27 protein-coding genes are annotated in these 25,512 nt (G+C 30.9%); 6 read left to right on the top strand and 21 right to left on the bottom strand.

Features of this window, described 5'->3' with window-relative positions; all coding sequences use genetic code 11:
- Positions 1-81: 81 nt before the first annotated feature.
- The 7 genes from CLOPA_RS05110 to CLOPA_RS24830 form a co-directional block, all read right to left on the bottom strand.
- On the bottom strand, positions 82-477 hold the full coding sequence (locus CLOPA_RS05110; RefSeq protein WP_015614404.1) for a pyridoxamine 5'-phosphate oxidase family protein: 396 nt from the start codon (positions 475-477) through the stop codon (positions 82-84).
- 150 nt (positions 478-627) lie between these two features.
- Positions 628-810 carry a 4-oxalocrotonate tautomerase DmpI gene (dmpI, locus tag CLOPA_RS05105; protein ID WP_015614403.1) on the bottom strand — a complete coding sequence of 61 codons (183 nt, stop codon included), beginning with the start codon at positions 808-810 and terminating at the stop codon, positions 628-630.
- A 206-nt stretch (positions 811-1,016) separates the two neighbouring features.
- Positions 1,017-1,604, bottom strand: coding sequence for an NADPH-dependent F420 reductase (locus CLOPA_RS05100; protein WP_015614402.1), 588 nt, complete (start codon positions 1,602-1,604; stop codon positions 1,017-1,019).
- A 135-nt stretch (positions 1,605-1,739) separates the two neighbouring features.
- Positions 1,740-2,099 carry a 4-oxalocrotonate tautomerase DmpI gene (gene dmpI, locus CLOPA_RS24160; protein WP_015614401.1) on the bottom strand — a complete coding sequence of 120 codons (360 nt, stop codon included), beginning with the start codon at positions 2,097-2,099 and terminating at the stop codon, positions 1,740-1,742.
- 471 nt (positions 2,100-2,570) lie between these two features.
- Positions 2,571-2,774, bottom strand: coding sequence for an Rrf2 family transcriptional regulator (locus CLOPA_RS23590; protein WP_051115607.1), 204 nt, complete (start codon positions 2,772-2,774; stop codon positions 2,571-2,573).
- A gap of 46 nt (positions 2,775-2,820) precedes the next feature.
- Positions 2,821-3,270 (bottom strand): Rrf2 family transcriptional regulator, encoded by a 450-nt coding sequence (locus tag CLOPA_RS05080; protein ID WP_015614400.1) that lies wholly within the window; start codon positions 3,268-3,270, stop codon positions 2,821-2,823.
- Positions 3,267-3,455 (bottom strand): hypothetical protein, encoded by a 189-nt coding sequence (locus CLOPA_RS24830; RefSeq protein WP_155241870.1) that lies wholly within the window; start codon positions 3,453-3,455, stop codon positions 3,267-3,269. The genes CLOPA_RS05080 and CLOPA_RS24830 overlap by 4 nt, the downstream gene beginning before the upstream one ends.
- Before the next feature lie 565 nt (positions 3,456-4,020).
- On the opposite strand from CLOPA_RS24830, the gene CLOPA_RS05075 reads away from it, so the two are divergent.
- From CLOPA_RS05075 to CLOPA_RS25875, 3 genes are read left to right on the top strand one after another with little or no spacing between them, the layout of a single operon-like run.
- Complete coding sequence (locus CLOPA_RS05075) at positions 4,021-4,587, top strand: tyrosine-type recombinase/integrase (protein ID WP_015614399.1); 567 nt, start codon at positions 4,021-4,023, stop codon at positions 4,585-4,587.
- A gap of 18 nt (positions 4,588-4,605) precedes the next feature.
- Complete coding sequence (locus tag CLOPA_RS25880; RefSeq protein WP_242834268.1) at positions 4,606-6,117, top strand: DUF4158 domain-containing protein; 1,512 nt, start codon at positions 4,606-4,608, stop codon at positions 6,115-6,117.
- The gene (locus tag CLOPA_RS25875) at positions 6,074-7,552 is read left to right on the top strand and encodes a Tn3 family transposase (RefSeq protein ID WP_242834267.1); all 1,479 of its coding nucleotides are present in this window, start codon (positions 6,074-6,076) and stop codon (positions 7,550-7,552) included. The genes CLOPA_RS25880 and CLOPA_RS25875 overlap by 44 nt, the downstream gene beginning before the upstream one ends.
- Positions 7,553-7,730: 178 nt before the next feature.
- On the opposite strand, the gene CLOPA_RS05065 is transcribed toward CLOPA_RS25875, so the two are convergent.
- From CLOPA_RS05065 to CLOPA_RS05025, 9 genes are all read right to left on the bottom strand, one after another.
- A complete protein-coding gene (locus CLOPA_RS05065) occupies positions 7,731-8,180 on the bottom strand; it encodes an NUDIX domain-containing protein (protein ID WP_015614398.1) in 450 nt (149 codons plus the stop codon).
- Positions 8,181-8,207: 27 nt separating this feature from the next.
- A complete protein-coding gene (locus CLOPA_RS05060) occupies positions 8,208-9,098 on the bottom strand; it encodes a carbon-nitrogen hydrolase family protein (RefSeq protein WP_015614397.1) in 891 nt (296 codons plus the stop codon).
- 143 nt (positions 9,099-9,241) lie between these two features.
- Entirely contained in the window at positions 9,242-9,901 is a 660-nt protein-coding gene (locus CLOPA_RS05055; RefSeq protein ID WP_015614396.1) for an HD domain-containing protein, read from the bottom strand.
- Between the two features lie 278 nt (positions 9,902-10,179).
- Positions 10,180-10,575, bottom strand: a complete 396-nt coding sequence (locus CLOPA_RS05050; RefSeq protein WP_015614395.1) for a DUF4405 domain-containing protein — start codon at positions 10,573-10,575, stop codon at positions 10,180-10,182.
- Positions 10,576-10,759: 184 nt separating this feature from the next.
- Positions 10,760-11,161, bottom strand: a complete 402-nt coding sequence (locus CLOPA_RS05045) for an FMN-binding protein (protein ID WP_015614394.1) — start codon at positions 11,159-11,161, stop codon at positions 10,760-10,762.
- Positions 11,162-11,447: 286 nt separating this feature from the next.
- Complete coding sequence (locus tag CLOPA_RS05040) at positions 11,448-12,053, bottom strand: TetR/AcrR family transcriptional regulator (protein ID WP_015614393.1); 606 nt, start codon at positions 12,051-12,053, stop codon at positions 11,448-11,450.
- A gap of 377 nt (positions 12,054-12,430) precedes the next feature.
- Entirely contained in the window at positions 12,431-13,444 is a 1,014-nt protein-coding gene (locus CLOPA_RS05035) for a rod shape-determining protein (RefSeq protein WP_015614392.1), read from the bottom strand.
- Positions 13,422-13,643: a hypothetical protein gene (locus CLOPA_RS05030; RefSeq protein ID WP_041710803.1), complete on the bottom strand. Its 222-nt coding sequence runs from the start codon at positions 13,641-13,643 to the stop codon at positions 13,422-13,424. Before CLOPA_RS05030 ends, CLOPA_RS05035 begins: the two co-directional genes overlap by 23 nt.
- Positions 13,644-13,772: 129 nt before the next feature.
- Positions 13,773-14,126 (bottom strand): hypothetical protein, encoded by a 354-nt coding sequence (locus CLOPA_RS05025; RefSeq protein WP_015614391.1) that lies wholly within the window; start codon positions 14,124-14,126, stop codon positions 13,773-13,775.
- 705 nt (positions 14,127-14,831) lie between these two features.
- Here CLOPA_RS05025 and CLOPA_RS05020 point away from each other — a divergent pair.
- From CLOPA_RS05020 to CLOPA_RS05010, 3 genes are all read left to right on the top strand, one after another.
- Complete coding sequence (locus CLOPA_RS05020; RefSeq protein ID WP_015614390.1) at positions 14,832-15,815, top strand: phosphodiester glycosidase family protein; 984 nt, start codon at positions 14,832-14,834, stop codon at positions 15,813-15,815.
- A 15-nt stretch (positions 15,816-15,830) separates the two neighbouring features.
- Positions 15,831-16,865: a hypothetical protein gene (locus CLOPA_RS05015; protein WP_015614389.1), complete on the top strand. Its 1,035-nt coding sequence runs from the start codon at positions 15,831-15,833 to the stop codon at positions 16,863-16,865.
- Between the two features lie 336 nt (positions 16,866-17,201).
- Positions 17,202-18,239, top strand: a complete 1,038-nt coding sequence (locus tag CLOPA_RS05010) for a substrate-binding domain-containing protein (RefSeq protein ID WP_015614388.1) — start codon at positions 17,202-17,204, stop codon at positions 18,237-18,239.
- A gap of 177 nt (positions 18,240-18,416) precedes the next feature.
- Here CLOPA_RS05010 and nifH read toward each other — a convergent pair whose 3' ends face one another.
- The 5 genes from nifH to CLOPA_RS04985 all read right to left on the bottom strand — a co-directional run bounded on the left by nifH (position 18,417) and on the right by CLOPA_RS04985 (position 25,235).
- A complete protein-coding gene (gene nifH, locus CLOPA_RS05005; protein ID WP_015614387.1) occupies positions 18,417-19,238 on the bottom strand; it encodes a nitrogenase iron protein in 822 nt (273 codons plus the stop codon).
- Between the two features lie 350 nt (positions 19,239-19,588).
- Complete coding sequence (gene preA, locus CLOPA_RS05000) at positions 19,589-20,797, bottom strand: NAD-dependent dihydropyrimidine dehydrogenase subunit PreA (RefSeq protein WP_015614386.1); 1,209 nt, start codon at positions 20,795-20,797, stop codon at positions 19,589-19,591.
- 1 nt (position 20,798) lies between these two features.
- Complete coding sequence (locus CLOPA_RS04995) at positions 20,799-21,125, bottom strand: hypothetical protein (RefSeq protein ID WP_015614385.1); 327 nt, start codon at positions 21,123-21,125, stop codon at positions 20,799-20,801.
- Positions 21,126-21,906: 781 nt separating this feature from the next.
- Positions 21,907-23,271, bottom strand: coding sequence for a dihydropyrimidinase (gene hydA, locus CLOPA_RS04990; RefSeq protein ID WP_015614384.1), 1,365 nt, complete (start codon positions 23,269-23,271; stop codon positions 21,907-21,909).
- A gap of 479 nt (positions 23,272-23,750) precedes the next feature.
- On the bottom strand, positions 23,751-25,235 hold the full coding sequence (locus CLOPA_RS04985) for an NCS1 family nucleobase:cation symporter-1 (protein WP_015614383.1): 1,485 nt from the start codon (positions 25,233-25,235) through the stop codon (positions 23,751-23,753).
- Positions 25,236-25,512: the final 277 nt, after the last annotated feature.

Genomic DNA, 25,512 nt, shown 5'->3' with positions numbered 1-25,512 from the left:
CCTCCGTAAAGGTCTAAATTGGAATAGCTTAATTGTAAAGTCAATACCACTGGATTACAAGTGGTATTGACTTAATATTAATTATAGCGAGAATGTTTCAGGTTCATCAGTATAAGAATAAATAGTGGATGTTCCTTTTGTAAAGTATAAAACAGCAAAAACTCCATCATCAACGTTATGCCCAGATTTTAAAAATGGATTAGATTCTAGTGCAAATTCCTTTACTTCACGTCTGTCATCATTTGCAACTTCTCCAGTAACACGAATCCATTGTCCTTTTTTATTCATACAAGAAATTTCGACTTTAGGGTTTTCTACCATTTGTTTAAAGCATTTTTTTGTATTGTCTGTGACAATGTATAATTTTCCTTCATATTCAAAAACAGCGGCAAATGGTCTGACTCTTGGCTGGTTACCCTCAGTAGTTGCTAAATAAAAAGTACCACTTTCTTTTAAAAATTCTAATGTATTGTTCATAAGTATGCTCCTCTCGTATATGTGTGTTAAAATTGACTACATATTTCACCAAATATTTAATCAATTATACTGCTAAGATAAAAAGGGGCATTCAAGATAATTATTATTATTATGTTGAGTGCCCCTCATAGTTTAAATTTATTTCAATACTTATTTATCAGATAGTAGTTGTCCCCCTATACCGATATTTTCTTTTTCATTTTCTTTTATAAAAACATAAACTCCTTGTTGTGCAGCTTTTGTAACTTTAACAACTGTTGCTGTAAATTCTTTTACTAATTGGCTCTTTTGTTCATTACTTATTTTCCCAACTTCTAATTTTATTACTGGCATAATTTTACCTCCTTTGTTGTTTATTTAATTAATTAATTATAGTATCATTATAATAGATGGATGTTTTCCCCCCCCGATGTAATCAGTATAGTTACATCGGTAACAATTGTCAATAGTCCATTAATGTTACCCCATTCCTAATTTATCACGAATTCATTATAATGTTATAAGGAATATGTTAGATACAGTTAAATTTAATAGATATACTACTCTTCAATTTGTATAAAATGCTCTCCAGAAAGTGGTCCCCCCACAAATTGCATCATTTTACCTCCAATTGCAAGAGATCCTAGATCAACAGGGTAAAATCCCATTTGGTCGAATAATCCTTTAACTATGGATTTTGCTTCTAGATCATCTCCAGCATAAAATAGAACACGTTTGCCACCGTTAACTTCTCCGTCTATAAATTCTGCGTATAGTGTACTAAAAGCTTTAATTACCCTGGCACCCGGTAGAGCTTTTGATACCACCTCACTGGATGTTAGTGTCTCTTCTGCAATTATTAGTTCAGGAGATTGATTTGTAACATCAATAACAATTCTATTTTTCCAATTAGGCAATCCCTTTACAGCCTCAGATATTTTTTCCCATCGTACTGCTAGTACAACCACCTCTTGCTTAGAAGCTTCCAAAACTGTTCCAGCTGTAGCCTTCAATCCAATTTCAGTAATCTTTTCCGCTAATGTTTCAGGTCCTCTACTGTTACTAATAATCAATTCATGTCCTGCTTCGACTACTTTCTTGCCCACTGCAGTGCCTATATTTCCTGAACCTATAATACCTATTTTCATAATGTTAATCTCCTTCTGTAACAATTATAGTTACAACTAATTTTATTTTATTATTATTTACAATAATTCTATTATTATACTTCCATAAATTTTATTCACACAATCTATGGACATTCCAGCTAGACCTCTAAAAGACTATTTATTGTGGTGTATTTCAGCTAACGTCTGACCACCGACACCCATATTGTCATTCTCAAGCTCTTCAATAAGGACAGTAAAAACACTCGCAGGAGCTTTTGTAACCTCAACTGCTGCAGAAGTTAATTTCTCAATCAACATCTTTTTCATTCCAACATTAGCTTTTCCCATTATAACTTTAATTACTGGCTGACCACCGATACCCATATTTTCATGCTCAACCTCTTCAATAAAGACAGTAAAAACACTCGTAGGAGCTTTTGTAACCTCAACTGCTACAGAAGTTAATTTCTCAATCAACATTTTTTTCATTTCAACATTATTTTTTTTTCCCATTGTAATTCTAATTACTGGCATAATTGCATCTCCTTCAACTAATTTTATTTTATTATTATTTACAATAATTGTTTAACTCAAAACTATTTTCATAGTTACTAAATTTATGTAACTGCATTGGTTACAACACCTCCATGTAACTATTATAGTTACATCTATAATAATTGTCAATAGATTAAAAAAATATTACAACCTTACCGTATATCTCAAAGGTTATGAAATAAAGAATAGTAGTTATACCTATGATTTGTTTTGGATGCACTGATAATAGTGGTATGGCTTCAACACCTCACATAGATTATTTTTTAAACACTATAAATGCAAGTGATGTAACCATCACAGTTACATTGTTAAACAAAAAAAATTGATTTAATTCTACTCAATCTTTTTTAATATGTTTGTAACTATATACTCCATTGTAACATTCCGAAGTAAATCCTCCATGCCTTTCTCCGCTCTAATCAAAATAATATCAAGAACTTTCTCAATATTTCATCCCACAATACACTCTTGATCTGTATCCTTATGTATTTGAAAAAGATGTCCATCTTCCACTACATCTACAGCCTTATATACATCAAATAAAGTTATATTTTCTATGGATTTTAAAAGATGTACACCACCAAGGCCTGCGTTTACCTTAACTAACCCTGCCTTTTTTAACAAAACATTTAAATTGAATAATATCAAAAGCATTTTAAAACATTAGAGATTGTAAACAAACAAAAAAACATCTGTAGCTCTAGATGTTTTTTTGTTTGCAGTCTCTATTTAATTTTAATATATCTTCAACTATATCTGCTATTGTAACATTCTTGAGTTCCATCTCCATAGCTGTCTCTGTACGATGTAAAACTTCCTCAAGAACAAAATGAATTTTTGATCCTACTGTACAGTTGGGATCGGAATCTTCATGTATCTTAAATAGTTGCCCTTCTTTAACAACCTCAACTGCTTTATATACATCTAATAAAGTTATATTTTCTACTGGCTTCAAAAGATTAGCTCCACCACCACCTGCATTAACACTAACTAATCCAGCTTTTTTTAACATTCCTGTAACTCTCCGAATAACTACAGGATTTGTGTTTACACTGATAGCGATAACTTCTGAAGTAAAAACTATATCTTTGCCAATATCCAACATGGATAACATGTGGACTGCAACAGAAAACCTACTACTTATTTTCATATTTTTAGCCTCCTATTGTAATCATTGTAATTACATACAGCACAATTGTCAATAGCTTTTATTTTGGGGCTAGTAAGCTTTCCAATTATAATACTCTGAGTTGTTGATTTAAGAGCAAGTGACAATATTATACGCTGAATATTCTCCCACTCTTCCAGCTGCTTTTGCATGTTTTGTAACTGCATCCCAGGCTAATTCTTTAGCTTCTCTTGTAATTCTCCATAATTTATCATCATGTTTTCCTAATAAAAAAACACCGTATAATTCATTTTTTGAACACTACAATATTTTAATATTTGTAACCATTAATTTTATTTATATAATTTAAGTTGTGTTACTTATAATATTTTATAGATAACTATACAACAATCAGGTTTAAGTAACATTTTACCAAGGAACAGTTCCATTTTCATCGAAGAATCCACTTGTAGGGGTAGCGTACGCAAAAATGATATTTCGTACGTTAATGGAAGAATAATTACAAAAATATAATTATTTTACTTAATAAATTCATAGATCAGATTATTTTTATAAATTTTAACTTTTAAATTCTTATGTGCGAATGTAATCTTTTATGTAAAAGATTACATTGGACAAAACATCATAAAGCATTGATATACAAAGGCTTATAGTAAATTTAACTATAGGCTTTTTCTTATTATTCATTTGAATGTATTGTTTTATTTGATATAATATAAATGTATTACATTAATTTTGTGCCCACTCGGGGCACTTTTTAGGAGTGAATTTATGATAGTGGAACCCATAAAAGATAAAAAGAAGATAGAAGCTTTACTTACTTACCTAAAAGGAAAAAATGAAAGGGACTGGATCATGGCTAAGTTCCAATTGAATACTGGACTTAGAATAAGTGATGTGGTTAAGGTGAAGGTAAGTGATATTTTAACTGAAAACTTTAATTTCAAAGATTATTTTGTGCTGCAGGAGCAAAAAACAAATAAAGAAAAGAAGATAAAGCTAAATGACAGCATTAAAAAAGCTTTAAATTCCTATATAAAACAAAATAAGCTTGGATACGATAATTATATCTTTAGAAGTAGAAAAGGTCTAAATGGGCATATAACTGTCACACAAGCCTATAGAGTATTAAAAGAGGCAGCTGTAAGCATTGCTATAGAAGATTTTGGTACCCATTCTTTACGGAAGACCTGGGGTTATTGGACCTACAAAGCAAGTAGATATAATATAGGTTTAATAATGGACACGTTCAATCACAGCAGCCAGAAAATCACATTAAGATACATAGGAATAGATCAGGTGGCTAAGGATGAGCTTTATAGCTTAGTTCAATTTTAACAAAGGAGTAATTTCTATATGATTTTAAATAGAAGAGAGTTGCTTACTGAGCAGCAAAGAGAAGAATTTATAGGTATTCCATTTGAAAAAGATGAGCATCAAATGAGTGTGTTTTATATGCTATCAATTGATGATATTGAAATAATAAACAAACACAGAAGAGATTTTAATAAATTAGGATTTGCTCTGCAGTTGGCATTACTTAGATATCCAGGTTGTTCTATATCCAACATGAGAAATATTCCTTATTCAGTTGTTAAATATATTGCAGATCAATTAGATCTAGAGCCTGAGGTATTTAATTTGTATGCTGAAAGGGATACTACAAAAAGAGAACACCTAGAAGAAATATGCATTGAATATGGATATAGAAATTTCTCAAAGGATGAAGATAAATTTTTATTTGAGGAGATCTTAAATTATGCTATGGAAAATGAGAATTCAACTTTTCTCATAAAAAAGGCTTTAGAAATATTAAAGAAGGCTAGAATAATATTCCCTGCTATGATAACTATAGAAAGTATTGTTTGGTTTGCTCGTGAGAATGCTGATAACATTACATTTAAATGTTTAACGGAGAACATGCCATTAGCTCAAAAAAATCTTCTAGATACTATATTAACGCCAATGGAAGATATGGTAACAACATATTTATCATGGATAAAAAGTGCTCCATTAAATCCTTCGTCCAAAACATTTAAAGAAATAATAGAAAGAGTAAACTATATAAAAAGTCTTGAACTAAATATTGATATAAAATCAATACATCCGAACAAATTACGCTATTTATCAAGACTTGGGTATAAATATGATGCCTATGCATTACGTCGTTTTGAAGAAATTAAGAGATATTCAATAATGGCAGTTTTTCTAACTGATCTCAATGGAGAGTTAATTGATCAAGCTATTCAAGTACACTCAAAGCTTATGATTTCACTACATTCTAAAGGATTAAAACTTAGAGATGAACTGAATGTAAAAAGTTCAAAATCTGCAAATGAAATAATGCATCTTCATGTTAAACTTGTAAAAGCTATAGATACCGCACTTTCAGAAAAGAGAGATATTTCAAAAGAGTTAGGAAATTTAGGGGAGTGGGCAATTTTTAAAGAATCTGCATATAGTGCTGAAAAAATTATACGCCCCTTAAATAATGATTATCTTGATTTGCTAGATAGCAGTTTCGGAAATTTAAGAAAATATTCGCCAATTCTTTTTAAAAATTTAGATTTTCATCCATCAAATAATTCTACATCCTTAATAAATGCTGTTAATGTCATAAAAGATATGAATGATAACAACAAACGTAAAATTCCTGACGATGCTCCTATAGATTTTATCTCGAAGCGTTGGAAAAATCATGTATGTAATGAAGATGGCACAATAAATAAACGCTATTATGAAATGGCAGTCCTTACAGAATTAAATAATGCAATTCATGCAGGTGACATATGGATTAGTGATAGTAAGCGCCATAAGAATATAAATGAATATCTTATTAGCGATGAAGACTACCTGCTTAAAAAATGAAGCAGGTATTTCTGTAAGTTTATCAATAGATGATTATTTAAAAGAACGACAAGAAACTTTATTAGACAAGTTACAATATGTATCAAAAAACTCGAAAAATCTTGAAGATGTAAGTATTGAGGGCGGTAAAATCTCATTGAAAAAATTAGAAAAAAATGTTTCAGAAGAATCTGAAAAGTTTAATTCCATGATTTATGGAATGATTCCTAAAATAAGTCTTCCTGAATTACTTTTAGAAGTTTCAGAATGGACTAATTTTGAACAACATTTAACCCATGCATCTACAGATAAGCCTCCTAAGAATGAGGAAATTCCTATATTGATGGCCGCAATAATGGCACTTGGTACAAATATAGGAGTTCAGAAAATGGCAGATTCAACATCAGATATTACCTATGCTCAAATGGCAAATATATCAGAATGGAGACTCCATGATGATGCTTTAAAAAAAGCTCAAGCCACTCTTGTGAACTATCAACACCATCTTGACCTAGCTCAGTACTTTGGAGATGGCACAAGTTCATCCTCAGATGGTATGCGTGTTGAAGTTGGAGTTTCCTCAATTTACGCTGATAAGAATCCACACTATGGAATAGGGAAAGGACTTACTATGTATCGTCATGTAAGTGATCAATATTCTGCTTTTAATATAAATGTAATTACTACTAATTCAAGGGATTCTCTATACTTGCTTGATGGTATATTGGGACACGAATCTGAACTTCAAATAGAAGAACATTATACTGATACAGCTGGATATACAGACCAAATATTCGGATTATTTCATTTATTTGGAATTAGATTTGCTCCAAGAATAAGAGATTTATCAGAATGCGTTTTGTTTTCATTTAATGATACTGAGGAATTCTATAAAACTATTAAAGATATTGTTAAAGGCCGTATAAATGTTAAATCAATAACTGATGATTATGAATCTGTATTAAAATTAGCACATTCAATATTTATAGGTAAAGTTTCAGCATCCTTAATCTTAGAAAAACTAGGCTCTTACTCAAGAAAAAATAGTATGGCAAAAGCATTAAGGGAAATGGGTAAAATAGAAAAAACAATATTTATATTGGAATATATATCTGATAAAAACTTTAGAAGACGCATTCAAAGAGGATTAAATAAAGGTGAAACTATGAATGCATTGGCAAGAGCTATTTTCTTTGGTAAATTTGGAGAATTTAGAAGAAGAGCTTTACAAGAGCAACTGCAAAGTGCTAGTGCCTTAAATATTATAATTAATGCAATAACAATTTGGAATTGTGTTTATTTAAACAAAGCTGTTGATCATCTAAAGCAGAATGGTGGATTTGACGAAAGTCTCTTAAATAATATATCACCACTTGGATGGAAACATATAAATTTTTTAGGAGAGTATAAATTTGATTTAAATCAAAACGGACATTTAAAAGAGTTAAATCTTTAAATAAAACACGTTATACCCTAAATTATTGCATTTATGGAACCACATTTTTCTTAGCGTACAAAATATCATTTTTGCGTACGCTACCCCATATATATTTTATTCATTTCCTTACCTACTAAGTTTTAAAAATTTTACTTTACACTTATTTACTCTTATGAACTTTAAGAAAAAATGAGTATTAATAATTCAACTGTCTTATAAGTCTTTTATTAAGCTCCCAAAGTGCAGTTTTATTACCATCCCATTTTAGAAGAGAAATAGCATCATCATAATTCAACCATTTATATTCCGTATGCTCATTTGAAAGTTTTAATTCTTTATTTATAATTTTAACTCCATAACAATATTCATTTATAATATAAACATTTTCACCCCAAAGAAATTTTCCAACAACACCTTCAACAGACATTGAATTAACTGTATCTAGCTTCATGTACAATGAGTCCTTTAGAAGTTCTGCCTCTTCCCAAGCTTCTCTCATAGCAGATTCAATTATTGTTTCCCCTTCTTCACCTCCACCTGCAATGCCCTGCCAGTAATCTGCATCACTTCTATGAAAAATAGCATACTCTATTCCTTCATCACTCTTATGATAAGGGAATACTAAAACTTGATAAGGCTCCCTCACATTTACCACCTACTTTTTTGACTATATTTATTGTTTTCTTATAAAAGGTTCTTTTATTTCAATATCTAATAAACTTCCATAAGCATTTACCTTTCTATAAGCATTTCCCCAGGTTTCCTTTTTACGATAATCTCTGATTTTATCCATATCAAACTCAGCTATAAATATGTCCTCTGTTTTATCATCTGCCAGTAAAATTTTATTATCTACATATCCATTTTCGTTAAAAACAATGGGACTAAAAGCACAGGATTGCCCCCACCCCTTTGCAGGATAATTTGCCATTGCAACTCCTGTCATGTTCTCAAAGGCTCTTGTGGACAATTGATTAATTCTTGCTGGATTCATATCACATGCATTAGGAACAAGTATAATCTCTGCACCCTTCAGCATTAAAACTCTGGCACTTTCGGGAAATTCTCTGTCATAGCAAATCATTACGCCAAGTTTGATACCATTAAAATCGCAGGTTTTAAATTCCAATCCATTTTCCAATATTCCTTCTAGAGAAAAATCACATGTATGAACTTTAGAATATTTAATAAGTATATTTCCGTTTTTATCAATAACTAATGCCGTATTTTGAGGTGCTTCCTTTCCTTTTGACAGATATGTAATTACAATACCTACTTTTAATTCACTTGCTATCTTTTGAAAGCTGCAAATATAATTACTCTCTTCATCTATTGCAGAGTCTAGCCAATCCTGTCTCTCTTTTTCGAAATTAATATCTCTTGGATTATCAAATGCCCCATCGAATGGAGGAGCATAACCGTTAGACCACATTTCTGGAAATAAGACAATATCTCCACCTTTTTCTTTAGCCTGTTTAACATATTTAAACCCTAATTTCAAATTATCTGATAAATTATTTGGCTTTGCTTTATGCTGGACCAATGCTACTTTTAATATGCTCAAGTTATCAACTCCCTATATAAATTGCTACATACACCTATCAATGATAACGCCTATTTTACATTTAAATTCCTTCAAAGAGAATATATCAAATTTTTAAATTATTTTCTTGACTTAAAAAGACAAGATTATAAATACAAACGTTTTTACTCTATCCCTTCCCATTCATTCATAAACTTATTTAGATATTCTTCCATGTAACGGTGTCTATTTTCAGCTATACTCTTACCCATATCCGTGTTCATTAAATTTTTTATAAGTAGTAACTTTTCATAAAAATGATTTATTGATGTGCTAGTGTTAATACTATTCTTATACTGCTCAAATGTATCATATTTTTGCACACTTATGTCTGGATTATATATTTCTCTTTTAACTGCTCCTCCAAATGCAAATACTCTTGAGATACCTATAGCGCCTATTGCATCTAGCCTATCGGCATCTTGAACTACCATGCATTCCTTTGTACTAATTTGTGATTTTACATTCGCACCTTTAAATGAAATATTTTCTATTACATCGCACGCCTTTGAAATCACCTCTTCTTGTACATTATTACTTTCAAGCCATTCACTTACTACCTTTGAACTAATATCTGTATCCCCATTATAAAATTTATAATCAGCTACATCATGTAGGAGTGCTGATAACTCTACAATTAACATGTCAGCTTGTTCTTTTTCTCCAATTTTTATTGCGTTTCTCCATACTCTGTATGTATGCCACCAATCGTGTCCTGTTTCCTCTCCATAAAGTTTACTCTTAACAAACTCTTTGGTTCTTTCAATAATTAATTCCCTATCCATATTTTTTCTCCATTCTAAATATCTAATATAAGAATAGTTCCTCTTAGATTTTTATCTTACGAAAAATATAAGTAACAAAAAATCCTCTATCATCTTCATTTTCAATATATTCAATTAATTCAAATAACCTTTTAAAAACCTCATTCTTGATGTATTTCATAATCAACATAAACAGAGTTCTAAGTATCGGTATTTTCGATACTTAGAACTCGTTGTCCTTTAAGGTAAATCGTTATACGAGGGACGTAGCCACTCTTTATATTATTTTTCCTACAATATTAACTCATAATAAAATGATATAATAGTATATGCCACAATAAAGATCCTACAAAAACTATAGCTAGTCCTATGTGAACAAACCTCCAGATTCTTCTACTTGCTGGAGAAATTCTTTTTAAACATTTTATCACTATGCCTGATATGCAGAGTAAAATCATAGAGAAAAAACATATAAATCCTGCAGATATTTGAATAAAAAATATATTTTGTCCCACGTGAAGAATTGCTATTATAGTTCCGATAATGCCCAAATAGCAATGAAAATTTAATGCTTGCCTCAAATTTATTTTAATTTTTGGAGCATAGATTTTAATTCTTTTTAATATGAAATAACAAAGGCAGATTAAAAATACTGCCCCTGCAATCCAACCTAATTTATCTGTTTGTATGCCCATAAATTTCCACCTTTTTCCAGATTATTAAGGTATATGAAAATAAATAGTGAGTCAAAGATGCGACATATATTTTGAAGCCTACAAGGAAACAGGTTCCGACTATAGTGGGCTATATGAGGGTTCTGTTGACGTAGTAGGATGCAAAATAGACTAGCATACTGACTAGTTATTTATTTGAATATGCCTAAGCTTTACTGCCCTTTTCTAAAGCATTATCAATAGCCTTTAAAATGACCTTGCTGCTATTGGTTGCTCCAGAAACTGTATCCACTTGTAAGGATTGAGCTGCTATAACTCTCTCAGGTATCACTTCTGCTCTTTGACCTTTAACATTTTTGTGGTGAATTATTTTTATCGCCGTAATCTTATGATTATCCACAGTAACCCTTACTTCAGCTCCAACCTCTAATGCATCAAAAGACCCTAAATAAGTTCCATTTGAGACCTTAGATAAATCAACTTTTTCTATGTTTATATTTTTTATTATATTTTTGTAATTCTGTAAATAAATAAAATACCTTACTCCAAAGAACACTCCCGTAACTATTCCTAAACTAACCAATGTAACAATAACTCGCTTAATCATAATTCTCCCCCTAAATTATTATCATATTTATTATATACTTAAACTTACTAAGCAATAAACAGATTCCTAAGTATCAGTATTTTTGATACTTACTAACAGAGTTCTTAGTATCGGTTTGTGATACTTAGAACTCGTTGTCCTTTATGGTAAATCGTTATCCAGGGACGTAGCCACTCTTTACTCCAATTTTGAAGAAAAGCAGAGAACAAAAATCTTCGATTTTCTGTGAATCGCTTTCACAGAGTGCAATGGGAGTATTAGAGCGAATAGTCATCAGACAAATTTATCATCCGTTATTTATTAGAGAATTTATCATGCTATCAATAAGCTGCTTTTTATCTTTCCAGGGAAATTCCGTATGAACTATAAATAATGAGGTTAAGCCGTGTATCCCTGCCCACAAACATTGACTTATAATTTCAACATCTTTTCCTTTAAAGTTTCCCTGCTCCTTACAGCATTTTATTGTATTCAAGAGTATATCATAAGTTCTAAATCCTGAGGAATCTGTGTCATGATAAACTAAATTTTCCTCATACCTCAATACATTACTCATATAAGCCAACTCATAATAATTGGGATTTTTAAGTGCAAAATTCACATAAGCCTGACTCATCCTCTTCAATTTTTCCATACTGCTGCATTGTTCATCACTAATTTCACTAAAGATGTTGAGAAGTCTTCCATTGTTTTTATTGTAAATATGAAATAGAATATCGGCTTTATTTTTGAAAAACTGATATATAGTTGGTAAAGAATATTCAATTTTATCTGCAATTTTTCTCATTGATATATTTTGATATCCATCTTCTGCAAACAATTCCTCTGCTGCTGTAATTATTTTATTTTTCAATTCTATTTTTTCTTTTTCCCGTCGTTCCCTTATTCCCAAAACTTCTGTACACCTCATTATTTATAAAATAAGACATGTTAAAATAAATAGCAAAATAGACTTACTCACTAGTTATTCATTTACAATGCCTTATATCATAGTAATAAAATCTAACACTGTTATGATTTATAATTACATTTTATAACGAATTTTCTGTAAAAACAACCTGTTTAACAAATATTTTACAATACATAATCAATATATAATCAATGTAAAATTAATTACTTTAACTTAATATGCAGAATTCTCCACTCCTGCATAGTTAGGAGATAGATAGCACATATCACATTAATATAAAACAAAAAGACTACCCAAAAACTAAAATTTACGTAAATATCAGTTTTTTTAGATAGTCTTTATACCTGCTTACATATTTATTATTTTATATCACTTATCTTATTCATCATATCCAGACATTTTCCTGTGCCAATAACAACGCATTCAAGAGGAGTTTCTGCAATATGCACTGGTATATGTATTTCTTTAGATATTAGTTTATCTATATTCTTTAAAAGTGCACCACCACCTAAAAGCATTATACCATTATCCATTATATCTGATGCAAGTTCAGGTTGAGTTTTTTCAAGTGTAACTCTAATGGCATCAATCATCAAGTATATTTTTTCTTTTAGCGCTTCTCTTATTTCGCCCCTTGTAATATTTGCAATCTTTGGAAGGCCTGTAGTTAGATCTCTTCCCTTTACCCCCATACTGCCCTCTTCTTCATTCTCATCTTCATAGGCAGATCCAATTTCTATTTTAATACTTTCAGCTGTTTCTTCACCTATCATTAAATTGAATTTTTTTCTCACATATTTAATGATTTCCTCATCTAATGAATCTCCTGCAACTCTTAAGGTCTTGCTTGTAACAATTCCCCCAAGAGAGACAACAGCTATCTCAGTAGTTCCACCACCTATATCTACAATCATTCTTCCTACTGGCTCTTCAACAGGAATACCCGCTCCTATGGCAGCAACTACAGGCCCTTCAATCAGCATTACCTTCCGGGCTCCTGCCTGAGTTATGGCCTCATTAATTGCCTTCTTTTCAACTTCAGTAATCATGGAAGGATGACAAATTACAATTCGAGAACTGGTAAAAGTACTTTTACCAATGACTTTTGCAATAAAGTTTTTCAGCATGTGTTGAGCTATATCAAAATCACCAATCACTCCATTTTTTAAGGGCTTAATGGTTATAATGTTTTTAGGTGTTCTACCTATCATTTTTTTAGCCTCTGAACCTACAGCTAAAATTTTTTTATTTACCACATCTACAGCAGCTACTGAAGGCTCATTTAACACAATACCTTTTCCTTTTACATATAATAAGGTATTTGATGTTCCCAAATCTATACCTATATCTTTAGACGTTATAAAAAACTTCATCAAAATTTCTCCTTTCAACAATTGAATATATCTTTCTTTTTAGAGATACACAAATAAATATACTATTATTTAAATATGTCTCAATTAGAGAAGAATTGGATTTACATTTTTCATGAAGTCCTTCTCTGGATAAAGCTTGTCTGCCACTAGTATATATTTCATTGCTCCATTTTTCAATGGGTAAATATTCTCTATACATCCATTATTTATTCATATATCAACAATATTCTATTTATTAAACATTCTATGGGTAAATTAAACCATATAAAAAAACCACCTCCGGTGCATATTCATGCACTTTGAGGTGGTTCATTTACCCAGTTTATTTTTATTCTACATATTCCACTGGTATTATTATAAATTTTAATTCCTGTTTAAATTTAAGAAGACTGGCAATACTTCCAAACTCTACACCATTACTACCACATAAACTTGGAACAACATTACCATAGTACAGATTATCAAAATTAGTTACTTCGTATTTCTCAAACTTATCTTTTTCAATTTTTTCAGCCAAAGCCTCTCTGTCTTTCTCATTCACAAACAAATATTGTGTCTTTCCCATAAGACTATTGGGTTCAACAACATTTAATCCATATAAAACTTTTATATTATGCTTATCAAGATAATCTACTAAATCCCTCTGTTTCTCTGCATAAACTTCTTCTAATTCTCTTTCCATTTTCATCATCCTCCTACTAACGCACATAAAATAACTAATATCATATATTAGTTCTGAATACATGCCTAATATAATAATAAATTTAATCTAACGGCTAGTTGTTATAATATATACATTTATTTATTACAACATCTATACCATTCTAAAAAATTCATCTAAACTTTATGAGAGTGTACTCTCAAGAAGAAAGATGTGTTGATCAATAAGTTATATAAATATAATACACTAATATTCAATTTATTACACTCTATTTTTTATATTTAATTAATAATTGATCAATGGATCTTATTTATTAGAAGTTCATACTTTGCTAAGTTTATATGAACTATTTATATATTTTCTTGACATAAATATACTACACTTTTAATATATAAATTAGTACATATTTTATAAACAGAGTTCTTGGTATCAGATGGAGTTTTTTTCCACCTCATGGTTACTAACAGAGTTCTTAGTATGGGTATTTTTGATACTTAGAAATCGTTGTCCTTTAGGGTGAATCGTTATCCAGGGACGTAGCCACTCTTCACTCCCATTTTCACAGAGTGCCATGGGAGTATTAGATTGGGTAGTCATCGGATAGACCCATTTTCATTACAAAATATCTATTTTTTAATTCGGTATATTAACTATTATTGATTAAATATCTACTTCTAATTGAAACTGATATATTACAAAGATACAATACACAAAGGAGGAAAAAATTTGTTTAAAAAAATTAAATTTAAAATCGTTGTATGTTTTTTAGTTTATGAAATGGTTTTCATATTCATAACTTCACCTTTCTATATTTATAAAGGCCCCTTTAACACCCTAAAGAAAATTGTAGTTGCTACTATAATGGGTACAAGGCATCAATATTTGGTAACTTCATTTTTATCTCAAAATGAAATCAATAATATAATAAATAAAAATACTCTTAATAATACCCAAAAAGAGAATATCAATAATGTTAAAATTGTAAAAAATGAAAGTGATAAAATTACCCGTTATGAGGTAAAATCTGATTCTGGCAGATATAGTGGATATTTACTTTCCATACCATCCACCTATAAAATAAAAGTTGCATGGACAAAAAAATTGGGAACAGAAGGAGAAAGAACCAGCGAAATGGCAAAGGAGCATAATGCTCTAGCTGCAATAAATGGAGGTGCCTTTACAGATAACAAATCTCAAACCTATGGTGGCTCAGCAGCTTATCCTGGTGGCTTTGTAATATCCAATGGAAATATTATATATCCTACAAGTAATGTTAATATGGATAAAAAGGAAAGTGTAACAGCTTTCACAAAATCAGGACAGCTCATAGTTGGTGATTACAGTATAAACGACTTAAAAAGTATGGATGTTTCAGAAGCAGTTTGCTTCATACCACCAACTCTAGTCATTAAGGGTAAAGGGCAGATATCGGATAGTACTTCAGCAGGTTTAAATCCCCGTACAGCTATAGGCCAAACTGCCGATGGTACAGTTTTATTTTTAGTACTTGATGGGAGAAAAAATTTTATTGATTCAGGTGCCAGTCTGAAAGACGTTCAGGATTTAATGCTAAAATATGGTGCTGTTAATGCAACAAGTTTGGATGGAGGCTTTTCTTCTACCATGTACTATAATGGCAAGGTAATAAATAATACTCACAGCTGGAATGGTGAAAGATATGTTGCCACTTCCTTATATGTAGAGCCTTAGAGGAGAATTACTGATATGAAATGGATAAAAAATATAATAATTTGGAGTATAATTGCTATAGTATTACAAAGTGCAGTGTTTTTTGCTGCTGATAGATACTACAGAACCTCTTTACTAAACACTAAAACCACAGAAATAAAAATTGAAGATAAAACCCCAGCCAAAAAGATAAATATCAATATCCCTTTAGCTGCTACTAAAATAGAATCATCTTTTGATGGACAATACATATCCTACTATGAAAATAATAAATTAAATGTAGTTAATACCAGTAGCGGTTCAGTAGAAACAGTACCTTCGGAAAAAAACAATGAACAGGTATACAGCAAATGGCTGCCAGATATAAACATAATAATTTTATGTGAAAAATCTCTTGACGATCCAACTGAGATTAGTATTTACACCTATAATGCAGATACTAACAGTAAAGAGAGTCCTACAGACTCCTCTAATGCAGCCATAAAACTTAATCTAACTAGCAGTAGAGATAAAATTTCTGATATAGAATTTTCTACAGCTATGAATACCTTCTATATTAAAACTTTAAAAACCAATGAAACCAGCAGTATTTTCTTCAATGATGTAAATGGTAATATGAGTTCTTTAATTACCTCAAGAAAAATTGGTACTATGAAAACTTTTAAAAATAACCCAGGTCTTGTATACGAGGATTTAAGTAATGGTGTTATAAGATTTACCAATGAAAATAAAAGCATAGATAATGAAAATTATTGCATACTTAGTACGGATGATAATGAGAATGTATACATGGGAGCTCTTAAAAATGGTACAGTAACTAATATATTATATGGCTCTAGAGCTACTTCCGTATCACAGTGGCATCAAACAAACCTGGAAAGCCCTGTGAATAAAGATAATATAATAATAACTAATGCCGGCAAAATTTATATAAAATATCCTAGCAACAGCTATGTAATAGATGAACAGTCCAGTGGAAAAACCACCTATAAGGGTAATTTATTGAGTATAACTGATAAGGAAGTTCTTTCCTTAGATAATGGTAAATTAGAGAGTACAACACTAAAGTAACTTAAACTAGCAAGACTTTTATTATATTCATTAAATAAATCCATGGATAATGTTAAAGCCTATACATTATCCATGGATTTTATTTTTAATTAATCCACTTTTAATTAATTATAATAACTATGTTTATAACAATTTGATAATATGCTTCATTTAAGTTCATTATTATTTGTTTTTATTCGTTATTCATAGTTATTATTATAATAATGTAATTTTTTAAAATCAATATGTTTTTAAATATAAACTGCAATTAAACTATTATATTTTACTTAATAGTAAAAAAGCATTATAATTGTTGTATTGATAATACAATAATTATAATTAGAAAGGAAATTCCTTATGAGTGAAAATTCTTCACTAACACCACAAGAAGTAGCTGATATTTTAAAAATTGCGAAGACAACTGTATATGAATTGATTAAGCGAGGAGAGCTTAATGCCTACAGAATCGGCAGAAGAGTCAGGGTAGAACAAAGTGATGTAGAGGATTATAAAAATAGATCAAAAAATTTAAATAATGTTAATATCAAAGGATTTAATAATAACAATATTAGTAAAAATAAAACTATAAATAGTACTCCTATACTTAATTTCAATAATAATGATATTATAAAAACATATAACTCCAATGGAGAAGAACAAATAAAAACTAACTATAATACAATACTCAATAACAACATTGTACTAATGGCCGGAGAAGATGTACTTTTAGATATACTATCACGCTATCTATCCAGCCATCCTAAAGGAGCAAAAACCATGCTTTCCTGTGTTAGCAGTTACAAGAGTTTAGTAAGCCTGTACGAAGGTGAAGCACAGATTGCCACCTGCCATCTATGGGATGGTAAAACAGGAGAATATAATATACCTTATATTGAAAAGCTTCTTCCTGGAATTCCCGCAGTGATAGTGCATTTATCTTCTCGTACCCAGGGCTTTTATGTAAAAAAGGGAAACCCCAAAAAAATAAAAAACTGGGAAGATTTAAGACGTAAGGATATTACTATTGCAAATAGGGAAAATGGATCAGGCACCAGAGTACTTCTTGATCAGCATTTAAAGCTTCTTGGAATTTCAAGTCAAGATATAAAAGGTTACAATGAAAAATATCTAACCCATTTAACTGTAGCAAGTGTTGTTTCCAGTGGTAAGGCAGATTTGGGTCTTGGAATTGAAAAAGCAGCTTTTCAAGTACAGGGAATAGATTTTATACCTCTACAAAAAGAAAAATATGATCTTGTTATAAAAAAAGAAGATCTAAATAATCTCCCCTTTAAAGCATTAATTGAAATACTCAACTCAGAAAATTTTAGAATAGAATTAGATGGAATTGGTGGATATGATTTAAGTGAAACTGGTAAAATAGTTGAAATTTAAAATATAGCAATATTTTAAGATTTAATCATCCAGAACATCTATCAATCTTGTAATTAAAAATCACTATGAAATTAGTATAATTTCATAGTGATTTTATTTATGAACATAAGTATCAATATAATCTTAAAAGTTCATATTAAATTTAGACTTTATGATAAGTCCGCTATTTAATATATCCTATAGATCCATAAGACCATATTGCATTAATATTTCTTCAAGTCTTTCTTGAGTCATTGGCTTTGGTATAACAAATAATTTGTTTTCATCTACTTTTCTTGCTAATTCTCTGTATTCTTCAGCTTGTTCACAAGTAGGATCAAATTCTATAACAGTTTGTTTATTTATTTCAGCCTTTGTTACCATTGGGCTTCTTGGTACGAAATGTATTAACTGACTTCCAAGTTCTTTAGCAAATGCATCAAGTAGTTCATATTCATTTGCAACTTTTCTGCTGTTACAGATGATACCACCTAATCTAACTCCACCGCTCTTAGCATATTTTTGGATACCTTTTGAAATGTTGTTAGCTGCATATAGAGCCATCATTTCTCCACTTGCTACTATATATATTTCTTGAGCTTTTCCTTCTCTGATTGGCATTGCGAATCCACCACAAACAACGTCTCCAAGTACATCGTAGAATACATAATCCAAATCATCTGTGTAAGCTCCAAGTTGTTCAAGCATGTTTATTGAAGTTATTATTCCTCTTCCTGCACATCCAACTCCTGGTTCTGGACCGCCTGATTCAACGCATCTGATTCCACCATATCCATCTTTTAATATAGAATCTAATTCTACGTCTTCTCCTTCTTCTCTCAATGTATCAAGAACTGATTTCTGAGCTAGTCCTCCTAAAAGTAATCTTGTTGAATCTGCTTTAGGATCACAACCTACTACCATTATCTTTTTACCCATTGCATGAAGACCTGATGTTAAGTTTTGTGTTGTAGTTGATTTACCTATTCCACCTTTTCCATAAATAGCTACCTGTCTCATTTATAAAATCCTCCTAAACAAATTAAATTTATTATTTTAATTCTGTGTAATAAAATTTACGATCATATTAATATTTATTAAAATTCAGCAATAAAACTGCGTTAATATGAGTATATTATCTTTTAATAATAAAATCAATACATTTTTTAAAAAATTTTATATTTTTATGTTAAATTATCAATAAACAATATTTATATTTGATATTTTAACAAATGATGCGAAATCATTTACATTGGCTAAGATTATATGTTTATATAAAAATTTAATTTATACATTGATTAAATATTCTATTGTAATTTTTTAATTTTTAAATTTATAAAAATTAGTTACTTAGCTTTTCTAACTACAATCTAGCCTATATCTTTATACTTAATATTTTCTGAACTTATAGCCATTACCGGGCACACTTTAGCACATAGATGACAACCTACACATTTATCACTAAGTAAAATTGGTTTTCGATTATCTGCATCCCATTTTATAGCCTGATGACCTCCATCATAACAGGAAATATAACATCTCCCACAGCCTACACAAATATTTTCATCAAAAGAAGGATATAAAATAAAACTTCTATCCAGTTCTTCAGCAGGAACTATATTTTTAAGAGCAAGTCCAACCATATCCTGGAGCTTATTAAAACCTTTCTCCTCCATATAATAAGATAGTCCACTTATTAAATCTTCAATTATTCTATAGCCATACTGCATTACAGCTGTAGTTATCTGAATATTGGTAGAGCCAAGCAGTATAAATTCTGCAGCATCTTCCCAGGTTTCAATGCCTCCCATGCCGCTTATGGGCACACCTTTGAGTGTTTCATTTTTTGCTAAATCATGTATAAATCTTAGTGCTATAGGCTTAACAGCTTTACCTGAATATCCTGAAACAGAAGATTTACCATTGACTATTGGATAGGATAGGAAACTATCTAAGTCTATTTTAGTGATACTTTTAATGGTATTTATTGCAGCAAGACCTGTTGCTCCACCTTCCATAGCAGCAATTGCTGGGATCTCCATATTTCCTATGTTAGGTGTCATCTTAGCAAGTATAGGTAAATTTGTTCCCCTTCTCGTTGCCTCACAATATTTTTTAACTAATTCCGGATTCTGTCCAACATCACACCCCATATTATTGTCTGCCATTTGAGGACATGAAAAATTACATTCTATTATATCCGCACCTGTTTCTGTGACTAACTTTGCAAGTTCAGTCCATTCCTCCTCATCTTGGCCCATTATAGATGCTACTAAAATTTTATTTGGATATTTTTCTTTAATCTGCCTCATCCACTCCAAATTTTCCTCTAAAGAATGTTCTGAAATCTGTTCAAGATTTTTAAAACCTATGAAAGGAGTTCCCTCTTTACCTATGGTATCGAAACGTGGAGAAACCTCCTTTGCAACATAAAATCCAATTGTCTTAAAAACCACTCCTCCCCATCCCATTTCTAGAGCTTTTGCACACATTTCAAAATTATTTCCAACCACTGAAGAAGAAAGGAAAAATGGATTTTCACACTTCACGCCACAAAATTCAATTGATAGATCTCTCATATTAAGCATCCTCCTCACTCTTATTTTTATCTTCCATTAAAAACTCGTGCACCATATTTATCTGAATAGGTCTATCTATCTTTCCTCGTATGCAATTTCTCTGACAAAACCTTCCATTATTGCAAGCTTCACCGCATTTTCCTACTAATTCACTATTTCTCTTTACAGCCTCTCCAGCCCCTCTAAAGTTTTGAAATCTAACAGATCTCATATTCTTAGCTGGATCAAATCCCACCGGGCATGCCTTACTGCAAGGTGCATCATAACACAAAAGACATCTTGCTGTTTCTTCTATAATCATAGTTTTTGTCACTTTCTTTTTAATCATAATAATTTTCCTCCATTTCCCCATTAATTTTGTTTATCCAGTAATTATCTTCTCTAATTACATCCATACTATTCTATATACTAAACTGCTAATTTTGCAGTATATTTCTAAATTAAATATTTATATACTCACACATTAATAATTACAATATTGTAAATTTTCAATCAAATTAACAATGAACTTATCCTAACATATGAATTAATAAAAATTTATATCTTTAAAAGCAGCAAATTTCTATATGGCCGATTTAGATGCATTAGGCTCCATTATACTGCTAAAATCATCAATTCTTATCTATTCATTGGTGTTAATATATTTGTATTGCTTTATACACCCGTCCTCAAACATCACTTGAAATAATTTAACTTTCATTGTCAGAGTTTAAAGTAGGTATAACTGATATGGCATGTACATTGCAGATATCCTGAAATGAATATTAGAAAATCTTAGTTTTACGTGTTTCAAACACGTTAAGTGACTTCCTGAAGTACCTTAACTTTCATGATTAGATTTTAAAATAGGTCTCATTGGTATGACTTGTACATAGCAGATATCTTCGAATGAATAACTAGTAAACCTTACCTTGCGGACTTTAAAATACGTTAGGTGACTTTTACTGTCTGAGCGAAGGGAGTTTAAAAGTCATAGTATTTTAAACTAAGGCAAGGTTAGATTTACTTTATGAAATGAGGGATATCCTAGATGTACAAGTCATACCAAGTTTTGAGACTTATTTTAAAACACCCTCATCAAAACTCTAAATCACCACTTCAAGTGATAACTATTTTCTTCTACGTTTGAGCATTTTGCCCCATCCAGGTTTTCCCAGGAATTCTCCATCCTTAAACACAACACGACCTCTTGAAAGAGTCATAACAGGATACCCTTTAAGCTCAGTACCTTCCCAAATAGTGTGATCCACATCAGAATGCATATTATCCTTTGAAACTACAAAACTCTTATCAGGATCATAAATTACAATATCTGCATCACTACCTGGATTTATGCTTCCTTTTGCTGGTGCACAGCCAAATATCTTTGCAGGATTACTTGAGCAAAGTTCTACAACCTTATTAAAAGAAATTCTTCCTTTATTAGCTTCACTTAGCATATAAGGATACATATTCTCTATACCCATGCAGCCATTTGGAATCTTTGTGAAATTATCTTTTCCCCAGTCCTTCTCATAGCTTTTGAATGGACAATGATCTGTAGCTATAGTTGTTATATCTCCTGTCTTTATACCTTCCCACAAGGCATCTTGACTTTCCTGTCCCTTTATAGGCGGAGAACATACAAAATTTCTTCCATCTTCTCTCTTATAAACCTCACTAGTGAAATTAAGATATTGAGGACAAGTTTCTGCATAAATTTCATAGCCTTCATCTCTTGCTTTTTTAACTTCCTCCATACCCTCTTTATTTGCAAGATGTACTATATACAAAGGAGCTTTCAGAGATTTTGCCAAATGTATTGCCCTCTTATCAGCTTCTGCTTCTACAAATTCAGGACGGCTCAAATAGTGATACCAAGCTGAAGTTTTTCCTTCGTTTAAAAATTCTTCTATTCTCAAATCTATTAAATCTGGATTTTCAGCGTGGACACTTATAAGAGCACCTGTCTCCTTTGATTTTTGCAATATTTTATAAAAAACACCATCATCAACCATAAGCCCTTCTTTTTTATAAACCATAAACACCTTAAAACTAGGTATTCCATAATCCACCGCTGTTTGAATCTCCTCTAATACTTCTGGTCTTAAATCTGTAATTGCCACATGAAAAGCATAATCTACGCAGGCCTTTGGTGCACAAAGCTTATCCCTTCTAGCTGCCGTTTCAAGAATACCCTCACCTTTAGTCTGAAGCGCAAAATCAAACACTGTAGTAACTCCACCACAAGCAGCTGCTCTTGTTCCTGCTTCATAATCATCAGAAGAAACTGTACCTCCAAAAGGCATTGCCAAATGAGTATGTGCATCTATAGCCCCAGGTAAAATCAATTTTCCCTCTGCATCTATTATTTTTGCGTTTTCTGCATGTATATTATGTCCTATAGCCTCTATTTTCCCATCTTTAATTGCCACATCAGCCTTAAAAGTATCCGTAGCTGTGACTATAGTTCCATTCTTAATTATTGTATCCATAAAAAATCCCCCTCATAATCTATCTTTATTATTTGTGTATATAAAGTAATTATATATTTTTATACATAATTACTATTTTCCATAATTAATTTTACTTAAAAATATGATAAGTTATATGCCAATTTACTTTTTGCTTTATCCAAACTAAATAAAAGCTCATGCCATAATTGAAAATATCCTCAACTATCAGTAATTTATTTTATATTTATTTTGTAAATATACTTTGGTCACATTTAAAAATGTTAAACCATCAGCATCAGCAATTTTATAATAAACTTATGCCAATACTAATGGTTTATGATGCTATAGAAATTTAAAATATACTACAGAAAAATATTTTTAATTTTTACTATATATGTTTCAACAAATTATATTTATTATAAAATATTTATTTTAGAATATTTATTTTACTCAAACATTATTGATCAAATGTATAATTTTAATTACAACTTATATAATATGAAAATTCTATCTATATTTTATACAGCTGAACTTCCTTCTCCGTCTAAATTTTTACTATTTTCTTCCGAAACTCCATTAGAAGAATTTAAAAGTAAATAAACTATAAAAGATACTGCAAAACCTGCAAACCATGAATAATCAACTATTACGCTTAATGCTGGAACTACTTTACCTATAAGAGCTACAACTACCCCAATAACTAATGCTATAATTGCGTTTTTATTAAAACCATTTGAATAAGAGTAAATTCCATTTTCATCAAAAAGATCCTTAAGCTTAAGAGTTTTCTTTCTGCAAACCCAATAATCACAAATAATAATTGCTGCAATTGGTCCAAGTATTCCTGAATAGGTCCCAAGCCAATTGAATATATATCCACTAGGATCAGCTAAAAGTCTCCAAGGCATTATAATTATACCTAAGATACCTGTAATAAGTCCCCCTGTTTTAAAGTTTATACGTGTTGGCATTACGTTTGAAAAATCATTTGCTGGTGAAACAATGTTTGCCGCTATATTAACAGATAATGATGCAATAACTATTCCTGCAAAGCCTATAAAGAGAACTATAGGATTTGTAAATTTTGAAACTATATCAACTGGATCCCACATTGCTTTTCCAAATATAACAACTGTAGCTGAAGTTACTATTATACCCATTGCTGAAAATATTGTCATTGTTGGTGGTAATCCAATAGCCTGACCTATCATCTGCTGTCTCTGACTCTTTGCAAATCTCGTAAAATCAGGTATGTTAAGTGATAGAGTAGCCCAAAAGCCTATCATACCCGTTAATGATGGAATAAATACTTTTATGAATTCACCTGTAGTTTTAAATTTACTTGGTTCACTGAATAGTGGTCCAAAACCGTGTGCAGTATAAACTGCCCAAATTACAAGAATAAGTGCAAGAATTAATACTACTGGTGCAGCCCAGTTTTCAAATTTTCTAACCCAATCCATACCTTTATATATAATGTATATCTGTATTGCCCAGAATATCATAAAGGTTATAGCATTAGGCAGTGCCAATCCCAATATAGAGAAACTTCCACCCATGGTTTTCCAACCAGGTATTATTGATGCAAACAGTACATTTAGAGCACTTCCACCTATATAGGTATTTATACCAAACCACCCGCAAGCCACTATAGCTCTCAGTATTGCTGGTATATTGGCTCCCTTTGTACCAAAAGACACTCTTGCTAAAACCGGAAAGGAAATTCCATATTTAGCACCTGGATGAGCATTTAACAACATTGGTATTAAAACTATAAGATTTCCAAGAGTAATGGTTATTATTGCCTGCAGCCAGTTCATGCCCAGGGCAATAAGTCCACCAGCCATCATATAGGTAGGTATACAGTGTGCCATACTTATCCATAGTGCTGTATAGTTGTAAGTATTCCAGTTTCTGTCCTTAATAGCTGTCGGGGCAAGGTCCTTATTATATAATTTACTGCCACTTACATCTTCTTTTAATTCATACATCTCTTCTTTCATAACAAACTTCACTCCTCTTTAGTCATATTCAAGTAAATAGCTAGTCAGTATGCTAGTCTATTTTGCATCCTGCTGCGTCAACAGAGCCCTCAGATAGCTCACTATCTTGGTCACCCGCTTCCTTGTCGGATTCAAAATATTCGTCGCATCTTTGACTTACTATTTATTTTCATATGCCTTAATTTAATTTTTAAATTATTTTTTGTTCTCACTAAGTTTAAATGAATTTTAAAAAATTATCAATATGTTAATATTATTTACTTTAAATTTTAAATTT

It is taken from the genome of Clostridium pasteurianum BC1 (assembly GCF_000389635.1).
GTDB classification, from domain to species: domain Bacteria; phylum Bacillota; class Clostridia; order Clostridiales; family Clostridiaceae; genus Clostridium_I; species Clostridium_I pasteurianum_A.
Note: the sequence above shows the minus strand (reverse complement) of the source record. Positions and strands in the feature narration are given on the sequence as shown.

Excerpts from the sequence above, each read along its gene's own strand:
- CLOPA_RS05110 (WP_015614404.1), bottom strand. The coding sequence starts at position 477 with ATGAACAATACATTAGAATTTTTAAAAGAAAGTGGTACTTTTTATTTA.
- dmpI (WP_015614403.1), bottom strand. The coding sequence starts at position 810 with ATGCCAGTAATAAAATTAGAAGTTGGGAAAATAAGTAATGAACAAAAG.
- CLOPA_RS05100 (WP_015614402.1), bottom strand. The coding sequence starts at position 1,604 with ATGAAAATAGGTATTATAGGTTCAGGAAATATAGGCACTGCAGTGGGC.
- dmpI (WP_015614401.1), bottom strand. The coding sequence starts at position 2,099 with ATGCCAGTAATTAGAATTACAATGGGAAAAAAAAATAATGTTGAAATG.
- CLOPA_RS23590 (WP_051115607.1), bottom strand. The coding sequence starts at position 2,774 with ATGCTTTTGATATTATTCAATTTAAATGTTTTGTTAAAAAAGGCAGGG.
- CLOPA_RS05080 (WP_015614400.1), bottom strand. The coding sequence starts at position 3,270 with ATGAAAATAAGTAGTAGGTTTTCTGTTGCAGTCCACATGTTATCCATG.
- CLOPA_RS24830 (WP_155241870.1), bottom strand. The coding sequence starts at position 3,455 with ATGCAGTTACAAAACATGCAAAAGCAGCTGGAAGAGTGGGAGAATATT.
- CLOPA_RS05075 (WP_015614399.1), top strand. The coding sequence starts at position 4,021 with ATGATAGTGGAACCCATAAAAGATAAAAAGAAGATAGAAGCTTTACTT.
- CLOPA_RS25880 (WP_242834268.1), top strand. The coding sequence starts at position 4,606 with ATGATTTTAAATAGAAGAGAGTTGCTTACTGAGCAGCAAAGAGAAGAA.
- CLOPA_RS25875 (WP_242834267.1), top strand. The coding sequence starts at position 6,074 with ATGAATATCTTATTAGCGATGAAGACTACCTGCTTAAAAAATGAAGCA.
- CLOPA_RS05055 (WP_015614396.1), bottom strand. The coding sequence starts at position 9,901 with ATGGATAGGGAATTAATTATTGAAAGAACCAAAGAGTTTGTTAAGAGT.
- CLOPA_RS05050 (WP_015614395.1), bottom strand. The coding sequence starts at position 10,575 with ATGGGCATACAAACAGATAAATTAGGTTGGATTGCAGGGGCAGTATTT.
- CLOPA_RS05045 (WP_015614394.1), bottom strand. The coding sequence starts at position 11,161 with ATGATTAAGCGAGTTATTGTTACATTGGTTAGTTTAGGAATAGTTACG.
- CLOPA_RS05035 (WP_015614392.1), bottom strand. The coding sequence starts at position 13,444 with ATGAAGTTTTTTATAACGTCTAAAGATATAGGTATAGATTTGGGAACA.
- CLOPA_RS05030 (WP_041710803.1), bottom strand. The coding sequence starts at position 13,643 with ATGTATAGAGAATATTTACCCATTGAAAAATGGAGCAATGAAATATAT.
- CLOPA_RS05025 (WP_015614391.1), bottom strand. The coding sequence starts at position 14,126 with ATGGAAAGAGAATTAGAAGAAGTTTATGCAGAGAAACAGAGGGATTTA.
- CLOPA_RS05015 (WP_015614389.1), top strand. The coding sequence starts at position 15,831 with ATGAAATGGATAAAAAATATAATAATTTGGAGTATAATTGCTATAGTA.
- CLOPA_RS05010 (WP_015614388.1), top strand. The coding sequence starts at position 17,202 with ATGAGTGAAAATTCTTCACTAACACCACAAGAAGTAGCTGATATTTTA.
- nifH (WP_015614387.1), bottom strand. The coding sequence starts at position 19,238 with ATGAGACAGGTAGCTATTTATGGAAAAGGTGGAATAGGTAAATCAACT.
- preA (WP_015614386.1), bottom strand. The coding sequence starts at position 20,797 with ATGAGAGATCTATCAATTGAATTTTGTGGCGTGAAGTGTGAAAATCCA.
- CLOPA_RS04995 (WP_015614385.1), bottom strand. The coding sequence starts at position 21,125 with ATGATTAAAAAGAAAGTGACAAAAACTATGATTATAGAAGAAACAGCA.
- hydA (WP_015614384.1), bottom strand. The coding sequence starts at position 23,271 with ATGGATACAATAATTAAGAATGGAACTATAGTCACAGCTACGGATACT.
- CLOPA_RS04985 (WP_015614383.1), bottom strand. The coding sequence starts at position 25,235 with ATGAAAGAAGAGATGTATGAATTAAAAGAAGATGTAAGTGGCAGTAAA.